Source organism: Agromyces sp. NPDC058126, from assembly GCF_042884595.1.
Taxonomy (GTDB): domain Bacteria; phylum Actinomycetota; class Actinomycetes; order Actinomycetales; family Microbacteriaceae; genus Agromyces.
The window spans coordinates 189252-206198 of record NZ_JBHVTS010000004.1 but is presented as its reverse complement, the minus strand read 5'-3'; the positions used below and the strand labels follow the sequence as shown (position 1 = coordinate 206198).

15 protein-coding genes are annotated in these 16947 nt (G+C 71.4%); 4 read left to right on the top strand and 11 right to left on the bottom strand.

Annotated elements, in window-relative coordinates; all coding sequences use genetic code 11:
* Positions 1-13 precede the first annotated feature (13 nt).
* Both ACFVTR_RS13550 and ACFVTR_RS13545 read right to left on the bottom strand, forming a co-directional pair.
* Complete coding sequence (locus ACFVTR_RS13550; RefSeq protein ID WP_387038040.1) at positions 14-1147, bottom strand: thiamine pyrophosphate-dependent dehydrogenase E1 component subunit alpha; 1134 nt, start codon at positions 1145-1147, stop codon at positions 14-16.
* A 16-nt stretch (positions 1148-1163) separates the two neighbouring features.
* Positions 1164-2273 (bottom strand): histidinol-phosphate transaminase, encoded by a 1110-nt coding sequence (locus ACFVTR_RS13545; protein WP_387038039.1) that lies wholly within the window; start codon positions 2271-2273, stop codon positions 1164-1166.
* A gap of 52 nt (positions 2274-2325) precedes the next feature.
* On the opposite strand from ACFVTR_RS13545, the gene ACFVTR_RS13540 reads away from it, so the two are divergent.
* Positions 2326-2709, top strand: a complete 384-nt coding sequence (locus ACFVTR_RS13540) for a phage holin family protein (protein WP_376942778.1) — start codon at positions 2326-2328, stop codon at positions 2707-2709.
* Here ACFVTR_RS13540 and ACFVTR_RS13535 read toward each other — a convergent pair.
* From ACFVTR_RS13535 to ACFVTR_RS13525, 3 genes are all read right to left on the bottom strand, one after another.
* Positions 2675-4249 carry a hypothetical protein gene (locus ACFVTR_RS13535; protein WP_387038036.1) on the bottom strand — a complete coding sequence of 525 codons (1575 nt, stop codon included), beginning with the start codon at positions 4247-4249 and terminating at the stop codon, positions 2675-2677. The two genes, ACFVTR_RS13540 and ACFVTR_RS13535, sit on opposite strands and share 35 nt — an antisense overlap.
* Positions 4246-4665 (bottom strand): hypothetical protein, encoded by a 420-nt coding sequence (locus ACFVTR_RS13530; protein WP_387038035.1) that lies wholly within the window; start codon positions 4663-4665, stop codon positions 4246-4248. The genes ACFVTR_RS13535 and ACFVTR_RS13530 overlap by 4 nt, the downstream gene beginning before the upstream one ends.
* A gap of 105 nt (positions 4666-4770) precedes the next feature.
* On the bottom strand, positions 4771-5685 hold the full coding sequence (locus ACFVTR_RS13525) for an aminoglycoside phosphotransferase family protein (RefSeq protein ID WP_387038033.1): 915 nt from the start codon (positions 5683-5685) through the stop codon (positions 4771-4773).
* Positions 5686-5753: 68 nt separating this feature from the next.
* On the opposite strand from ACFVTR_RS13525, the gene ACFVTR_RS13520 reads away from it, so the two are divergent.
* Positions 5754-6281, top strand: a complete 528-nt coding sequence (locus tag ACFVTR_RS13520; protein ID WP_387038031.1) for a low molecular weight protein-tyrosine-phosphatase — start codon at positions 5754-5756, stop codon at positions 6279-6281.
* Complete coding sequence (gene purB, locus ACFVTR_RS13515) at positions 6278-7660, top strand: adenylosuccinate lyase (protein ID WP_387038029.1); 1383 nt, start codon at positions 6278-6280, stop codon at positions 7658-7660. The genes ACFVTR_RS13520 and purB overlap by 4 nt, the downstream gene beginning before the upstream one ends.
* Before the next feature lie 151 nt (positions 7661-7811).
* On the opposite strand, the gene ACFVTR_RS13510 is transcribed toward purB, so the two are convergent.
* The 5 genes from ACFVTR_RS13510 to ACFVTR_RS13490 form a co-directional block, all read right to left on the bottom strand.
* Positions 7812-8123: a hypothetical protein gene (locus tag ACFVTR_RS13510; RefSeq protein ID WP_387038027.1), complete on the bottom strand. Its 312-nt coding sequence runs from the start codon at positions 8121-8123 to the stop codon at positions 7812-7814.
* The gene (locus ACFVTR_RS13505; protein ID WP_387038025.1) at positions 8120-8713 is read right to left on the bottom strand and encodes an HdeD family acid-resistance protein; all 594 of its coding nucleotides are present in this window, start codon (positions 8711-8713) and stop codon (positions 8120-8122) included. Before ACFVTR_RS13505 ends, ACFVTR_RS13510 begins: the two co-directional genes overlap by 4 nt.
* A 103-nt stretch (positions 8714-8816) precedes the next feature.
* On the bottom strand, positions 8817-10238 hold the full coding sequence (gene pntB / locus ACFVTR_RS13500) for a Re/Si-specific NAD(P)(+) transhydrogenase subunit beta (RefSeq protein WP_376942760.1): 1422 nt from the start codon (positions 10236-10238) through the stop codon (positions 8817-8819).
* Positions 10231-11844: a Re/Si-specific NAD(P)(+) transhydrogenase subunit alpha gene (locus tag ACFVTR_RS13495; protein ID WP_387038023.1), complete on the bottom strand. Its 1614-nt coding sequence runs from the start codon at positions 11842-11844 to the stop codon at positions 10231-10233. Before ACFVTR_RS13495 ends, pntB begins: the two co-directional genes overlap by 8 nt.
* Positions 11845-12123: 279 nt before the next feature.
* Positions 12124-13953 carry an oleate hydratase gene (locus tag ACFVTR_RS13490; protein ID WP_387038021.1) on the bottom strand — a complete coding sequence of 610 codons (1830 nt, stop codon included), beginning with the start codon at positions 13951-13953 and terminating at the stop codon, positions 12124-12126.
* A 197-nt stretch (positions 13954-14150) separates the two neighbouring features.
* Here ACFVTR_RS13490 and ACFVTR_RS13485 point away from each other — a divergent pair, with 197 nt between their 5' ends.
* Positions 14151-14861, top strand: a complete 711-nt coding sequence (locus ACFVTR_RS13485; protein WP_387038019.1) for an IclR family transcriptional regulator — start codon at positions 14151-14153, stop codon at positions 14859-14861.
* Positions 14862-14876: 15 nt separating this feature from the next.
* Here the strand turns inward: ACFVTR_RS13485 and ACFVTR_RS13480 are convergent, their stop codons facing one another.
* Positions 14877-16784, bottom strand: a complete 1908-nt coding sequence (locus tag ACFVTR_RS13480) for an FAD-binding monooxygenase (protein ID WP_387038018.1) — start codon at positions 16782-16784, stop codon at positions 14877-14879.
* Positions 16785-16947: the final 163 nt, after the last annotated feature.

The window sequence follows — 16947 nt, the reverse complement described above, 5'->3', positions numbered from 1 at the left end:
TCGATCCGGCCGGTCATGCCACGTCTCCGTCGAACGAGTTCTCGAACTCGTCGAGCCACGCGTGCTGCTCGACCATGAGCGGGTGCGGCTCGCTGTAGACGTGCTCGAAGATCGCGGCGCGGCTCGGGCCGGTCAGCTCGAGCGCGCGGCGGCGCACATCGGCGGCGACGTCGGATGCCTCCTGGTCGACCTCGTCGAAGAACGCGGCCGAGGCGCCGCGGCCCTCGAGCCAGGTGCGGTAGCGGGCGATCGGGTCGCGCTCGGCCCAGTACGCGACCTCGTCATCGGTGCGGTACTTCGTCGGGTCGTCGGCCGTCGTGTGGGCACCCATGCGGTACGTGAGCGCCTCGATGAGGCTCGGGCCCTGGCCCGCGCGGGCCTCCTCGAGCGACTGCCGGGTGACGGCGTAGCTCGCGAGCACGTCGTTGCCGTCGACGCGCACGCCCGGCATGCCGAAGCCGCCGCCGCGCAGCGCGAGCGGGCTGCGCGACTGCCGCGAGACCGGCACCGAGATCGCCCACTGGTTGTTCTGGATGAAGAAGACCTGCGGCGTCTCGTAGCTCGAGGCGAAGACGAGCGCCTCGCTGGCATCGCCCTGCGAGGTCGAGCCGTCGCCGTAGTAGACGAGCACCGCGGCATCCGTCTCGGGATCGCCCGTCGCGGTCGCGCCGTCGAACTGCAGGCCCATCGCGTAGCCCGTGGCGTGCAGCGTCTGCGAGGCGAGCACGAGCGTGTAGAGGTGGAAGTTGCCGTTCTCCTCGGGGTTCCAGCCGCCCTGGGTGATGCCGCGCAGCAGCGCGAGGATGCGCACGGGGTCGAGGCCGCGGATCATGCCGACGATGTGCTCGCGGTACGAGGGGAACAGGTGGTCCTGCGGGCGGGCGGCGTGCGCGGAGCCGACCTGCGCCGCCTCCTGGCCGGAGCTCGGCACCCACAGCGCCAGCTGACCCTGCCGCTGCAGGTTCGCGCCGGCGACGTCGAGCCGGCGCGAGACCGTCATGTCGCGGTAGAAGCGCTGCAGTGTCGCGTCGTCGAGTGCTTCGACGAGCGGCAGGTACGCCTCGGCTTCGGGGGTCGGGCGCAACTGGCCCTCGGGGGTCAGGAGCTGAACCGTCGGCGCGGTGAAGTCTCTCTCGCGGGCTGCCACCGTTCCACGCTACCCGCTACTCGGGACGCCCTACTTGTGAAGCCGGTACAAGCTCACCGAGAATCCGGAGGAGGATATCGACAGCCTCCTCCTCGCCGATCGACACGCGGATGCCCACAGGCGGGAACGCCCGCGTCACGAGACCGGCGTCGAAGAGCCGCTCGGCGACCTCGGCCGTGGCCTCGTCTGCGGGCAACCAGATGAAGTTGCCCTGCGCGACCGGAATGGGCCATCCCTGCGTGAGCAGCGCCGCGCGCACGCGGTCGCGGCGCTCGGCGATGACCCCGACGCGCTCGAGCAGTTCGGCCTCGGCTGCCGGCTCGAGCGAGGCGAATGCTGCCGCGGTCGAAGCGGCGGTCACGCTGAGCGGGGTGATCGTCGCCCGGGCCGCGTCGAGGATCTCCACGGGGCCGATCGCGTACCCGACCCGGAGGCCGGCGAGGCCGTAGGCCTTCGAGAAGGTGCGGAGCACGACGAGGTTCGGGTACCGGCCGAGCAGGGTCGCCCCGTCGACGGACGCGTCGTCGCGGACGAACTCGATGTAGGCCTCGTCGAGCAGCACGAGCAGGTCGGCGGGGACCTTCGCCATGAACGCCTCGAACTCGGCGGCCGTGACGATGACGCCGGTCGGGTTGTTCGGCGAGCAGACGATGACGACACGGGTGCTGTCGGTGACGGCTGCGGCCATCGCGTCGAGGTCGTGCCCGTGGTCGGCCCGGTTCGGCACCTGCACGCTCGTCGCGCCCGACACGGTCACGAGGCCGGGGTAGGCCTCGAACGAGCGCCACGAGTAGACGACCTCGTCGCCCGGGGCGGCCGCCGCCTGGATGAGTGCGGCCAGCAGCGCCACCGAGCCGGCCCCGACGAGCACCTCGTCGGCGGTGACTCCGTAGCGCCCGGCGAGCCGCTCGCGCAGCGAGAGCGCCGTGGCATCGGGGTAGCGATTGATCGTCGAGGCCGCCGCGGCGACCGCCTCGACGACCGACGGCAGCGGATCGAACGGGTTCTCGTTGCTCGAGAGCTTGAACCCGTCGGCGGGAGCGGGGCGGCCCTGGCGATACGGCGGGAGTGCGGCGATCTCGGGGCGCAGGCGAACGCCTGCCCCTCGCGGTTCCGGTGCGTTCACGCGATCCACCGTACCCCTTCGCCTCCGATGCCCCGTCTGACAGAGTGGAGGCATGCGGTTCATCCTCAAGGTCATCGTCGTCGCCCTCGCACTCTGGCTGACGACGCTCATCGTCTCGGGTGTCAGCGTGGTGCCGTACGACGACACCGAGCTCGCGACCGTGCTCACGTACCTCCTGGTCGCCGCCATCTTCGGCCTGGTGAACGCCATCGTCGGCACCTTCATCAGGATCGTCGCCTTCCCGATCTACGTGCTCACGCTCGGCCTCATCTCGTTCATCGTCAACGGCCTCCTGCTGCTGCTCGTCGACTGGATCAGCGGCCTCATGGGCTTCGGCCTCGTCGTCGAGAGCTTCTGGTGGGGCGTGCTCGGAGCCCTCGTGCTCGGGCTGATCAGCTGGCTCATCGGCCTCGTGGTGCGTCCGTCGAGCGACTGAGCGACGCGGCTCCGGCCGCCTGCACGGGCGCCGGCTCGGGCGACAGCTCAGGTGCGCCCGCCTGGTCGCGCGCGGCGATCCATTCGCTGACCGCGCCGGTGCCGCCGCCCGTGAAGGCGAGCAGCTCGCGGAGCTCGACGAGCTGCGGCGCCTCCGAGGCGTCGATGAGCGCCGCCGTGTCGCGGTAGCTCTCGAGCGAGTGGGCCGGCAGCGTGCCCTCATACGTGTGCCCATCGCCGAGGACGCTGCGCGTGACGGTCGTGCGCTCGGGCGACGGCGCGCCCGACCCGCCGACCGCCGGAACGAGGTCCTCGTCGTGGGCGACGTCGAGCACCGGCACCCCGTCGCGCGTCGGGGCGGAGTCGCCCGGGCCCCCGAGGTTCACCCCGCCGATCGCGTTGATCCCCGGGTCTCTCGCGAGCTCGTGCACGATGATGCCGCCGCCCGAATGACCCGCGAAGTACACGGGGTCGCCCGGCGCCATTCCGGCGGCCTCCATCGCCGCGCGGACGGCCCGCTCACCCGCTCCCGACTCGGCCCCCGCGCCGCGGAGCGCGTCGAGCGGCGAGTCGTCGGCGATGCCGTGGAGGTTCGAGACCATGTCGAAGGGCTGCTCGCCCGCGACGAGCGCGGGATCGACCGTGCCGCTGACGTAGACCACCCAGCGCGGATCTCCGGCTTCGCCGTAGCGTTCGATGCGGATCTGGGGGCCTTCGCCGCCGGGGATGCGCGAGGCGAGCTCGGCGAAACCGCGCGGCGCCCGCACACCGCGCTCGGGCCCGGCGCTCGGGTGCCCGGCCGGCGCGCGGCCGTCGCCCGCACGATCGCCGCCCTCGGCCCGGCGCACCGAGACCGGCCCGTCGACCAGGGCCCTCGAGCCGACGAGTGCCGCGACGCCCAGGAGCATCGATGCGCTCTCGGGTGCGTTCACGAGGTCGCCGAAGACCGCGGCCAGCCCGCTGCCGCCGGGCAGGTGCGCGGCACCGACCGCGAACTCGTCGACCGAGTCGACCGCGGCGCGGACGGCCCGGACGAAGAGCGGATCGGAGAGCAGCTCCCGGTTCGCGGCGAGCAAGTCGCGCAGCGGCGTGCCGCCCCACGCGTTCGCCGCAACCGAGTCGACCCCGGCCGTCAGCGCGATGCCCCCTGCGAAGAGCAGCCCGGCCGGCGTCGTGAGCGCCGAGCCGAGCAGGTGCGCGACGATGCCGCCGCCGAACTGCCAGAGTCCGTCGACGGCGCGCTCCGTCCACCCGTATCGCTCGGCGCTCGCGACGAGCGCGTTGCGGAGCTCCTCGCCATCCGCCTCGCAGCGGCGCAGCTCGACCTCGAGTTCGCGCAGCAGGGCGGCCGGCCGAGGCTCGGCCCAGCCGCCGCCCAGGTCGGCCCCGATCGCGTCGAGCTCGGCTCCGAGCGCCCCGGTCTGCGCCCGCGCCGCGGCCACGGCGGTCGCGGCACCCCCGAGGCGTGCGGCGTCGGTGAGGAGCTCGTCGGTCGCGACGACGGTCGAGCCGCCGCCGGAGACGGTGATGGTGTCGCTCATCGTCGGGCCCCCGATGCGTCGGTGCGCTCCGCCGCACGGCGCGCGAGCCGCGCCTCCTCGACGAGTGCGGCCTCCCGATCGGCCCGAGCACGCTCGTGCGCGTCGCGCTCGGCCTGCTCGTAGGCGGCGAGCTCCGCCTCCATGCGGCGGATGCGCTCGTCGAGCTCGGCGGCGGCGGCATCGAGCCGCTCCACGCCGCCGAGCACCCGCGACCGCAGCTCGCGCAGCCGTTCGGCGTAGCGATCGGCCGCGTCGGAGCGCCAACGCCCGCCGTCGGGCGGCAACATCGCCGCGGCCTGGCCGAGGTCGGTGCGCAGTGCGACGAGGCGCGTGCGCACGGCGACGGCGGAGTCGATGCGCTGCGCGGTGGCGGTGCCGCCCGTCAGGGTGGCGATCAGGGCGTCCGGGGCATCCATTCGGCCAGACTGCCGACCGCGACGGCGGGCGCCGCCGGAGCATGAGCGAGCCGTACGTAGACGAAGCCGGACGCTCGTTGTGGAGGAGCGATCCGCGAGCCGACGTCAGTCGACGAGCACCTGCTCGAGCGCGTTGCGGCCGAGCCGTGCGATCGGACCCGAGCCGTCGAGCGCGTCGACGACCGCGCTGCCCCAGACGACCGCCCACCCGCGGGCGCGACGCCAGGTCACGGCATCGACGGGCCTGCGCCGCTCGAGCTCGCGCACGAAGGCGGCGCGGCCGGTGGCGTCGAAGGTCAGCCACGCCGTCGCGAGGTCGGTCGCGGGGTCGCCGGCGGTGAGGTCGCCGAAGTCGATCACGGCCGCGAGGGCGCCGGATGCCTCGAGCACGAGGTTGCCCGGATGCAGGTCGCCGTGCAGCCAGGTCGGCGCGCCCGTCCAGACCGGTGCGGCGAGGGCGTCCTCCCAGAGCGCGCGAAGGCGCACGGTGCGTGGGCCGAGCACGGCGTCGAGGCGCCCACGGGCGAATCGCTCGCGCACCGAGTCGTCTCGCGCGGCGAGCGGGACGCCGCGGTAGGGGTTGTGCGGCGCGTCCGCGGGGGCCGGCGAGTGCAGGGCGTCGACGAAGGCGGCGAGAACCGGGCCGAGTTTGGCGCGTTCAGCGGGGGAGCGGCTCGCCGCGTTCACCCCGTCGAACCAGGGCACGATGCTCCACGGGGCGTCGTAGCCGAGCTCGGGCGCGGGGCGCCCCGCCCGGATCGGCGCCGGCACCGCGACGGGCAGCCGCTCGGCCAGCACGGGCAGCCAGCGCTGTTCGTGCTCGACGAGCGGCGAGGCGATCCGCCGTCGCGGCAGGCGCACGGCGTACATGGCACCCCCGACCTCGAGGCGGTACATCGCGTTGTCCCAGCCGTTCGCGACGAACTCCAGGGGCCCGGCGAACTCGGGGTGCTGCGTCTCGATCAGCCGCGCGACGAGCTCGACGTCGACGTGCAGCTCGGGCGCAGGAGCATCCGTCATCTCATCGCCTCTCGCTTTCGGGGCGCAACCCGTTCCTGAAAGAGGCATTCTCCTCCACAATGGATGCCATGACGCGAGCGGAACCCGCGGGGGACGCCGCGCAGCCCTTCCGAGTCTCGTTCGTGTGCACCGGCAACATCTGCCGGTCTCCGATGGCGGAGGTGGTGCTGCGCTCCCTCGCCGAGCAGGCGGGCCTCGGCGGCGCGCTGGCGATCGAGTCTGCTGCGACGGGCGACTGGCACGTCGGCGAGCCCGCCGACCAGCGCACGGTCGAGGCGCTCGCGAGGGCCGGCTACGACGGCACCCACCATCGCGCCCGTCAGTTCGATGCCGGCGACTTCCCCGAGCTCGACCTCGTCGTCGCGTTCGACCGCGGCCAGGCGCGGATCCTGCGCAACTGGGCGACCGGTTCGGCCGAGCAGCACAAGGTGCGCCTGCTCCTCGAATTCGAGCCCGAGCTCGCGACCCTGCAGGACGTTCCCGACCCCTATTACTCCGATGCGGGAATGTTCGATCGAGTCCTTGAGATGATTGAACGGTCGACCCAGGCGCTCTTCCGCCAACTCGCACCCGCTCTCAGACAAGGAATCCGATGACTTCGCTGCCTCCCCAGCCGCTCAGCCCCCTCGACGGCCGGTACCGTTCGGCGGTCGGCGAGCTCGGCGAGCACCTCTCCGAGGCGGGCCTCAACCGGGCGCGCGTGCACGTCGAGGTCGAGTGGCTCATCGCCCAGACCGACCGCGGCTTCTTCGGCGCCGCCCCGCTCTCGGAGCACCAGAAGGCGAGCCTGCGCCAGGTCGTCGCCGACTTCGGCCAGGCAGACATCGACGAGCTCGCGACCCTCGAGGCGACGACCCGCCACGACGTGAAGGCCGTCGAGTACTACGTGCGCCGCCGCCTCTCCGACCTCGGCCTCGACGCGATCGCCGAGCTCACGCACTTCGCCTGCACCAGTGAAGACATCAACAACCTCTCGTACGCGGTCACCGTGCGCGACGCCGTGCAGCAGGTCTGGCTGCCGAAGTACCGCGCGGTCATCGCGACCCTGCAGGCGCTCGCGATCGAGCACCGGGATGCCTCGATGCTCAGCCGCACGCACGGCCAGCCCGCGACCCCCTCGACCATGGGCAAGGAGCTCGCGGTCTTCGTGCACCGACTGGGCCGCATCGCGGCGCAGGTCGAGGCGACCGAGTACCTCGGCAAGTTCTCGGGCGCGACGGGCACGTTCTCCGCCCACGTCGTCGCCGCGCCGGATGTCTCGTGGCCGACCGTGTCGCAGGAGTTCGTCGAGTCGCTCGGCCTCACCTGGAACCCGCTCACCACGCAGATCGAGTCGCACGACTGGCAGGCCGAGCTCTACGGCAGGATCTCGCACGCGAACCGCGTGCTGCACAACCTCGCGACCGACATCTGGACCTACATCTCGCTGGGCTACTTCCGGCAGATCCCCGCAGCAGGCGCGACGGGCTCGTCGACGATGCCGCACAAGGTCAACCCGATCCGCTTCGAGAACGCCGAGGCGAACCTCGAGCTCTCGAGCGCCGTGCTCGACTCGCTCGCCGCGACGCTCGTGACCTCGCGCCTCCAGCGCGACCTCACCGACTCGTCGGCGCAGCGCAACATCGGTGTCGGCTTCGGCCACTCGATGCTCGCGCTCGACAACATCCAGCGCGGCCTCGGCGAGATCGACCTCGACCGCGCGCTGCTGCTCGCCGACCTCGACGGCAACTGGGAGGTGCTCGGCGAGGCGATCCAGACCGTGATCCGCGCCGAGGTCGTGGCCGGCCGCTCGACGATCGCCGACCCGTACGCGCTGCTCAAGGAGCTCACGCGCGGCAAGCGCGTCGGCGCCGAGGACCTCGCCGCGTTCGTGTCGGGGCTCGAGATCGGCGACGAGGCCAAAGCGCGCCTGCTCGCACTCACCCCGGCGTCGTACGTCGGCATCGCCGACGAGCTCGTCGACCGGTTGCCGTAGGGACTGCGCGGCCGGCGCGGCGCCACCGGGCGGTCGGCGTCGGCCGTCCAGCGTCGCGCGTCGGGCGCGCCACTTTCACACCCTCTGCGCCAGTTGAAGTGGTGCGGAGGGCTGCGAGCTGGCGCAGAGCGTGGCCCAGTGACAGCGCGGGTCAGTGCCGGGTCGGCCCCTGCGGCGCGGGCGGCTCGCCCGGCCCGGCCTCGCCCTCGGCCTCGCCCTCGGCCTCGCCGAGTTCGGCGCGTTCGTCGGCGTTCGGCTTGATCGCCATCTGCAGGAGCGCGAGCACGACGAGCACGACGATGAACACGCCGCCGGCGCCGATGAGCGTGATCGTCCAGTCGCGCGTCGCGACGAGGCAGATCACGCCGACGAAGACCGCGGCGATCGCGGCGCCGCCCACGTACTCGGCCGGGCGGAGCCTGTCCTGCCGGCTCGGCTGGTACTCACCGGGGGACTGGGTCACGACTGCTGCTCCGCTCCTGCCGCGGCGGGGCCGTCGGCGGTCTGGTTCGCGGCCCACTTCAACGAGAGGCCGCCGATCACGAGGAACACCCCGAGGATCACGAGATAGCCGCCGAGCAGGCCGACCGCGGTGACGGCGTCGGGCGGGAGGAGGAGGAACACGACCGCGAGGATCGCGGTGAAGGCGCCGACGGCGATCCAGTCGCGGGCCGCGGCGGTGCGGCCGCGCGAGCGCAGGCCGGCGTACAGCTCGACGAAGCCGGTGACGGCCGCCCAGACGCTCACGAGGTAGAGCAGGAACGGCAGCCCGCCCGGTACCGAGAGCGCGAGGAGGCCGGCGACGACGGTGACGACGGCGTTGATCGCGAAGAGCGACCGGATGCCGCGACCGACCAGCAGACGCAGGCTCAGCGCTCCGACGACGAGGCCGGAGACGACCGCCCAGATGCCGAACACGAGCAGCCCGAGTTCGGGCGAGTGGTTCGGCGAGAAGGTGATGACCACGGCGGGGACGACCGCGAGGAGTCCGCGGACGACCGGGACGACCCAGTACTGCGGGCGCTCCGGGGATGCATCGCGGGCGGTGGCCACGGCGACCTCTTTCACGTCGGAGGGGGTTACCGATCCATCCTACGCGGGAGCGAACTGAGCGGATGCCGCGTGCGGGTCGCGCACGAGGCATCCGCTCGTGGACTCACAGCACCCGCAGCAGGTCCTCCACGCGCTGCTTCGCGTCGCCGAAGAGCATCTGCGCGTTGTCGCGGGTGAACAGCGGGTTCGCGACACCGGCGTAGCCGGAGGCCATCGAGCGCTTGAAGACGACGACGTTCTTCGCCTCCCACACCTTCAGCACCGGCATGCCGGCGATAGGGCTGCCCGGGTCCTCGGCGGCGGCGGGGTTCACGGTGTCGTTCGCGCCGATCACGAGCACGACCGTCGTCTCGGGGAAGTCGTCGTTGATCTCGTCCATCTCCTCGACGATGTCGTACGGCACCTTCGCCTCCGCGAGCAGCACGTTCATGTGTCCGGGCAGGCGGCCCGCGACGGGGTGGATGCCGAATCGCACCTGCACCCCGCGCTCGCGCAGGCGGCTCGTGAGCTCGGCGACCGGGTACTGCGCCTGCGCCACCGCCATGCCGTAGCCGGGAGTGATGATGACCGACGAGGCGTCGCGGAGCAGCTCCGCGGCATCCTCGACCGTGATCTCGCGCGATTCGCCCTCGACCTCGCCCGACGAGGTGGGCGCGGCGATGCCGAAGCCGCCCGCGATCACCGAGATGAACGAGCGGTTCATCGCCTTGCACATGATGTACGAGAGGTACGCACCCGAGGAGCCGACGAGCGCACCGGTGACGATGAGCAGGTCGTTGTTCAGCAGGAAGCCCGCAGCCGCGGCCGCCCAGCCCGAGTAGCTGTTCAGCATCGAGATGACGACCGGCATGTCGCCGCCGCCGATGGATGCCACGAGGTGCCAGCCGAGCGCCAGTGCGAGCGCCGTGACGACGACGAGCAGCCAGAGCTCGGGGGTGATGACGTACCAGACGGTGAGCACGACGAAGGCGATGAGGGCGCCGAGGTTGAGGGCGTTCTTGCCCGGCAGCATCAGCGGTGCCGACTTCATGCGCGCCGAGAGCTTGAGGAACGCGACGATCGAGCCGGTGAAGGTGACGGCGCCGATGAAGACGCCGATGAAGACCTCGGCGTGGTGGATGTCGAGGAGGGCACCGGTCATGCCGGTTTCCTCGAGGGCGCCGTTCCAGCCGACGAGCACGGCGGCGAGGCCGACGAAGCTGTGCAGCAGCGCGATGAGCTCGGGCATGCCGGTCATGGCGACGATCCGGGCCCGCCAGAGGCCGATCGCGCCGCCGATGAGCACGGCGACGACGAGCAGGATCAGCCCCGTCGTGACGTGCGGCTCACCCCAGGCGCCGGCGAAGGTGGCGTAGACCGTCGCGACGAGCGCGATCACCATTCCGGCGATGCCGTAGCTGACACCGGCCTTGGCGGTTTCGTGCTTGCTGAGCCCGGCGAGGCTCATGATGAACAGCAGGGCCGCGACGATGTAGGCGGCTCCGGCGATCGACGCCGGGGTCAGCAGGGTCGTGGTCTCAGGCACGGTCGGCTCCAGTCTTGGCGGCGGTCGCGGCGGCGCTCGACGTGGCGCCCTTCGGGGCGGCGCCCGCCGAGAACATCGCGAGCATGCGTCGGGTCACGGCGAAGCCGCCGAAGATGTTGATGCTGGCCAGCAGCACGGCGATCGCCGCGAGGATCTGCACGACGAGCACGTCGCTCGTGATCTGCACCATCGCGCCGACCACGATGATGCCCGAGATCGCGTTGGTCACGCTCATGAGCGGCGTGTGCAGCGCGTGCGCCACCTTGCCGATCACGTAGAAGCCGACGACGACCGCGAGCACCAGCACCGTGAAGTGCTGGGGCAGGGGCGGCGGTGCGATCGCGTTCACGGCGAAGAGTGCCGCGATGCCCGCGGCGACGAGCACCACCTTCTTCACGGGCGACATGGGCCGCTTCGGCTCGGGGGCGGGCGCGGCATCCTGCGCGGGGTTCGCAGCGGATGCCGCGGCCGCGGGTGCGGCGGAGACCTGCACCGGCGGCGGCGGCCAGGTGACCGCGCCGTCGCGGGTGACGGTCACCGAGCGCTGCACGATGTCGTCGAAGTCGAGCACGAGCTCGCCGTCCTTGCCGGGCGTGAGCAGCTTCACGAGGTTCACGACGTTCGTGCCGTAGAGCTGCGAAGCCTGCGTGGGCAGGCGCGAGGCGAGGTCGGTGTACCCGAGGATCGTGACGCCGTTCGGCGTGACGATCTTCTCGCCCGCGACCGATCCCTCGACGTTGCCGCCCATGCCTGCGGCCATGTCGACGATGACGCTGCCCGACTTCATGCTCGCGACGTCGGCCGCGGTGATGAGCTTCGGCGCCGGGCGCCCCGGGATCAGCGCGGTCGTGATGATGATGTCGACATCGGCGGCCTGCTCGGAGTAGATCTCGGCGGCGCGGCGGTCGTACGCCTCGCTCGTCGCCTTCGCGTAGCCGTCGGTCGACTGCTCGACCTCCACCTCGACCTTGAGGTACTCGCCGCCGATCGACTTCACCTGGTCGGCGACCTCGGGGCGCGGGTCGGTCGCGCGCACGATGGCGCCGAGGCTCGAGGCCGCTCCGATCGCGGCGAGACCGGCGACGCCGGCGCCCGCGACGAGCACCTTCGCGGGCGGCACCTTGCCCGCGGCCGTGACCTGTCCGGTGAAGAAGCGGCCGAACGAGTGCGCCGCCTCGACGACCGCACGATATCCCGCGATGTTCGTCATCGAGCTCAGCACGTCCATCGACTGGGCCCGCGAGATGCGGGGGACGGCATCCATGGCGAGGGCCGTGACGCCGCGCGCGGCGAGCGCCTCGAGCAGCTCGGGCTTGAACGCGGGAGCGAGGAGGCCCACGACCGTGGCCCCGGGCTCGAGCCCGGCGATCTCGGCCTCGGTGGGGGCGTTGACCTTCAGCACGAGTCCGCTCGCGAGCGCCTCGGCGCCCTCGACGATCGTCGCCCCCGCCTCGCGGTACGCGTCGTCGGCGAACGCCGACGCATGGCCGGCACCGGCCTCGACGACGACCTCGTACCCCAGGGCGATCAACTGCTTCACCGTCGCGGGGGTCGCAGCGACCCTGGTCTCGGGCGGCTGCTCGGTGACGACACCGATGCGCGTCATGCGGCTCTCCTTCTTCGTCGAAGCGTCCGCGTCGGGTGCGCGGACCAGCGTGCAGCACCGTCATCGCGGTGCCGGCTGAGCCGCTGCGGCGACGGTGCTGCATGTCGGCACCACATCGGGGTGGTGCTGGCCTCAGCGTAGAGCGCTCCGGCGAACGTCGGCACGAATATCTCGCCGAATCGCCGCGAAGGAATCGCGGATCTTTCGCCGCGCGGAACTTCGCCGCGGCGGCGATGCGGGGCATCCGGTCGTCGACGACCACCGGATGCCCCGCCCGGCTCACTCGATCGCGTCGTCGGCGCGCTCCCGCACCACGGTGCCACCGTGCTCGGGGATGAGCTTGAAATCGGTCAGCAGCTCGCCGACCTGGGTGCCGTCGAGCCGCGTGAACAGCCGCTCGCGCAGGAACTTCGGCCCGGGCAGTCCGACCTCCGCGCCGTCCCGCAGCCGGCTCGTCGCCTTGAGCAGGTGCCGCACGTCGTAGGTCGAGCCGAACACCTCTGGCACCCCGCGATCGATGCCGAGCAGCCGGTAGGCGGCCTCCATGCCCGTGCGCACCGAGTACTCGGTCGTGAAGATGCAGTCGCGGGTGGTCTCGGCGAACTGGCCGATGAACGCGAAGTTCTGCGCCCCGGTGGGCACCACGTCGGGGCGGTCGCCCGCCTTGCGCGGCATGAAGAAGCTCGTGACGTACGGCATCATCACGGGCACCGCCGTCGCCGCGTTCGCGGCCAGCTCGTCGATCTGGTCGACGGGCACGCCGAGGTGGTAGAGCCATTCGCGGGTGATCTCCTCGCCCGTCGACTCCTGCAGCGTCTTGCCCGTGTAGTCGCCGGGCACGTCGACGAAGAGCCCGTACACCCACACCACGATCTGGTCGGCGGGTTGCTGCTTGAAGTGCGGCTGGCGGTTCACCGTCCAGCTCATCAGCCACGACGAATCACGTGCGGTGACGATGCCGCCCGTGACGACCTTGCCGCTGAACGGGTCGCGCTGCGCGATCTTCTCGATGTACGCGGGGATGCGGGCGTCGAGCGTCGTCACCGTGGCCGACTCCCACTTGGTCTTCTCGATGTCGCCGCAGAAGACCTCGGGCCGGCCGAACGAGGGATGCTTCGCCGCGATGCGCTGCCAGAGCGCCCAGCCCGCCGCGGGCGACTCGTCGAGCTTCGCCGGGGTGTGCTGGTCGCCCTCGTCGGAGTTCTCGGTGAGCCCGCCGATGGTCGCGAGCACGAGGTCGTCGGTTCCGAGATCGACTCCGCCCTCGACCCCGCCCTGCACCCAGTGGATGCGCGTCGCCCGCTTCGTGACATCCGAACCCTGCCCGTTGGCGGCCTCGAACGCGAAGTCGATGTCGATGACCTGCGTGTCGAAGTGGAAGGTCACGCCCTGGTCGAGCAGCCACTTGTACAACGGCAGCACGAGCGACTCGTACTGGTTGTACTTCGTGAACTTGAGTGCCGACAGGTCGGGCAGGCCGCCGATGTGGTGCACGAAGCGGTGGATGTAGAGCTTCATCTCGAGGGCGGAATGCCACTCCTCGAAGGCGAACATCGTGCGCCAGTAGAGCCAGAAGTTGCTCCCGAGGAAGTCCTTCGAGAACACCTCGTCGATGCGCTTGTCCTCCATCTCCTCGCGCGTCGCGAGGAACACCCGCACGATGTCCTTCTGCGCGGCGTCGTTGAGGCCGAACAGATTGTTCGTGTGCGCGTCCTGCCCCTGTTCTTCGGTGACGCGGCAGAGCGAGAAGTTCGGGTCGTCCTTGTTGAGCCAGTAGAACTCGTCGAGCACGCTCGCGCCCTCGATCTCGAGCGAGGGCACGGTGCGGAAGGCGTCCCACAGGCATTCCATGTGGTCCTCCATCTCGCGACCGCCGCGGATGACGAAGCCCTTCTCGGGGCGCTTGATGCCGTCGAGCGCGCCGCCCGGCAGCGGCAACCGCTCGAGGATCGTGATGCGGTCGCCCGGCAACTGCCCGTCGCGGATCATGAAGAGCGCGGACGACATCGACGCGAGCCCCGCGCCGACGAACCACGCCGACTTGCCGTCGACCCCCTCGGGCTTGCGCGGACGCGCGAACGCCTCGTAGTTGCCACTGCTGTAGTACATGCTTCCCCCTTCGTCGCGCTGCGACGATGCGCAGCGCACCGCTTTCGACGCTACCTGCGGATGCCTCGAATGCACCCGCACGGATGTGCAGGACGGGGGAACACGGGCCTTCAGCCGCCCCGGCTCGCTGCATCCCGCCTCCACGGTCCGCACCGCCGTCGTCCGATGATCGAGCGGGGCGTTCTAGTATCGGACGCATGGCGGCAGACACGACGGCGCAGGCGGGCTCGCAGACACTGAGCCGCGGCATCCGCATTCTCGAGATCGTCGCCGACGCCGACCGCGCGCTCTCGATCGACGAGGTCGCCGCGGAACTGGGCGTGCACCGGTCGGTCGCCTATCGACTGCTCCGCACCCTCGAGCACCACGGCCTCGCCTCGCGCGACGCCGCCGGACGGATCGGGCTCGGCGCCGGCCTCGCTGCCCTCGCCGCGGGCGTGCAGCGCGACCTGCAGCAGCTCGCGCTCCCCGAGCTCGCCGAGGTCGCCGAAGAGCTCGGCATGACCTGCCTGCTCGCGGTGCTGCTCGACGGCGACGAGGCCGTGACGCTCGTGAGCGCCTCGCCCCGGCGCACCGCCGCGGTGTCGTACCGGCCCGGCCACCGGCATCCGATCACCCGCGGAGGACCGGGCAAGGCGATCCTCATGGGGCTGCCCGAGTCGCGCTGGCCCGACGACGTCCCCGAGGCGCTGCGCGCCGAGATCACCGAGAGCCGGGCCCGCGGGTACACCGTGAGCCACGACGAGGTCGTGCCCTCGCTGCGGTCGGTCGCCGTGCCCCTCAACCTGCCCGGCCAGCCGCCCGCCGCGATCGCGGTGATCCACGTGTCGTTCCCGAAGCCCGAGGCCGAGCTCGCCGAGCGGCTGCAGCTCGCGGCGTCGAACCTGGGGCGCGCCTCGGGCGCCTGAGCCCGCACCGCCCGGTCAGCGCGCGAGCATCTGCCCCGCGAAGAAGTCGGCGAGCTCGCCGGTCGCCGTGAGCGGCAGCACGTGCGCGACGTACCCGTCGGGGCGCACGACCACGACCGCGCCGTCGCGCGAGATGCCCCGCTCCTCGAAGATGTCGGTGCGGCACCAGTAGCTCGGCCCCGCCGCGAAGACCTTCTCCCAGTCCATCAGCGCGAGCGGCCCGGTCTTCGGCCGGAACACCTCGGGTGCGCGGGTGATGTCGAGCTCCTCGTGACCCTGCTGGAAGATCACCTTGATGTCGAACACGGCGTCGACGTCGGCGCGCGAGGGCGTGTACCGCTCGATCGGCGAGTCGGGCGACGTCGAGATCCACTCGGCCCAGTCGGTCAGGGCGGATGCCTCGCCCGCCGCGGGGGCGTCGGCGAAGGCGTAGACGCGCCAGCGACCATCGGCCTTGGCGTGGTGTCCGAGGTGCACGACGTTGCCGTCGCACACGAACGACACCTCCGCCGACTTGAACCGCTTGCCGATCGGGAATCCGGTGGCGAGTTCCTGGTGCTCCGCCGAACCCGTGATCATCGAGGGGGCGTACTGCGTCATGAAGCCCGACGGGAACTCGGCGGTGCCGAGGTAGAAGGTCGCGAGCTCCTGCGGGTCCGAGATCTCCTCGGGCTTGCGGGCCATGAGCGACGACCACTCGCGGTCGAAGTCGATGAGCTGCTGGGCGACCGGCTGCCGTTCGGCCGAGTAGGTCGAGAGCAGCGACTCGGGTGCGAGGCCCGAGACCACCGAGCCGAGCTTCCAGCCGAGGTTGAAGCCGTCCTGCATCGAGACGTTCATTCCCTGCCCGGCCTTCGCGCTGTGCGTGTGACACGCGTCGCCCGTGAGGAACACGCGGGGCGAGGCATCCGCGCCCTCTTCGCGGTCGTCGAAGTGGTCGGTGACCCGGTGGCCGACCTCGTAGACGCTGAACCAGGCGACGTCGCGCACGTCGAGCGTGTACGGGTGCAGGATGTCGTTGGCCTTCGCGATGATCGCCTCGATGGGCGTCTTGCGCACCTCGTGGTCGTCATCCTCGGCCACTGCACCCAGGTCGATGTACATGCGGCTGAGGTACCCGCCCTCGCGCGGGATGTGCAGGATGTTGCCCGCCTCCGAGTTGATCGCGCACTTCGTGCGCCAGTCGGGGAAGTCGGTGTTCACGACGACGTCCATGACGCCCCAGGCGTGCGCCGAGATGCCGCCGAGGTGCTTGCGGCCGATCGCCTCGCGCACGCCGCTGCGTGCGCCGTCGCAGCCGGCGACGTACTTGGCGCGGACGGTGCGCTCCTCGCCGGCGCGCTCGCCCGCGGTGTACCGCACCCGCACCTCGACCGGGTACTCGCCGGCCTCGGCCGAGCCGTCCTCGTGCACGGTGAGTCCCGTGAACTCGATGCCGTAGTCGGGCGCGATGCGGCCCGGGCCGTGCGCGGCCGCCTCGGCGAAGTAGTCGAGCACGCGCGCCTGGTTCACGATGAGGTGCGGGAACTCGCTGATCTTGTACCCGTAGTCCTCGGTCCGCGAGGTGCGGATGATGTTCTGCGGCTCGGCGGGGTCGGGGCCCCAGAAGTTCATGTAGCCGATGTTGTACGCCTCGGCGATGATGCGCTCGGCGAAGCCGAACGCCTGGAAGGTCTCGACGCTGCGCGGCTGGATGCCGTCGGCCTGGCCCAGCACGAGCCGGCCGTCGCGGCGCTCGATGACCCGGGTGACGACGTCGGGGTACTGCGAGAGCTGCGCCGAGAGCAGCATGCCCGCGGGGCCCGAGCCCACGATGAGCACGTCGACCTCGTCGGGCAGCTCCTCGGGGCGGTCGAGGCCGACGCCTGCTGCGGGCTGCACCCGCGGGTCGCCGGACACGTAGCCGTGGTGGTGGAACTGCACGGGAGGGCTCCTCACATCGTCGTGACGAGGCATCCATCGGTTCCGGATGTCTCGCAATATTCGATAATCGAACGTGCTATTCGTTTATCGCGCGAGCCAATGGTAAATCGCGGCGCGACGCAGCACAAGCCGGGTGGCGACCAGTGCCGGCCGACCGGTGCAG

Excerpts from the sequence above, each read along its gene's own strand:
- ACFVTR_RS13540 (WP_376942778.1), top strand. The coding sequence starts at position 2,326 with ATGCGGTTCATCCTCAAGGTCATCGTCGTCGCCCTCGCACTCTGGCTG.
- ACFVTR_RS13535 (WP_387038036.1), bottom strand. The coding sequence starts at position 4,249 with ATGAGCGACACCATCACCGTCTCCGGCGGCGGCTCGACCGTCGTCGCG.
- ACFVTR_RS13530 (WP_387038035.1), bottom strand. The coding sequence starts at position 4,665 with ATGGATGCCCCGGACGCCCTGATCGCCACCCTGACGGGCGGCACCGCC.
- ACFVTR_RS13525 (WP_387038033.1), bottom strand. The coding sequence starts at position 5,685 with ATGACGGATGCTCCTGCGCCCGAGCTGCACGTCGACGTCGAGCTCGTC.
- ACFVTR_RS13520 (WP_387038031.1), top strand. The coding sequence starts at position 5,754 with ATGACGCGAGCGGAACCCGCGGGGGACGCCGCGCAGCCCTTCCGAGTC.
- purB (WP_387038029.1), top strand. The coding sequence starts at position 6,278 with ATGACTTCGCTGCCTCCCCAGCCGCTCAGCCCCCTCGACGGCCGGTAC.
- ACFVTR_RS13495 (WP_387038023.1), bottom strand. The coding sequence starts at position 11,844 with ATGACGCGCATCGGTGTCGTCACCGAGCAGCCGCCCGAGACCAGGGTC.
- ACFVTR_RS13490 (WP_387038021.1), bottom strand. The coding sequence starts at position 13,953 with ATGTACTACAGCAGTGGCAACTACGAGGCGTTCGCGCGTCCGCGCAAG.
- ACFVTR_RS13485 (WP_387038019.1), top strand. The coding sequence starts at position 14,151 with ATGGCGGCAGACACGACGGCGCAGGCGGGCTCGCAGACACTGAGCCGC.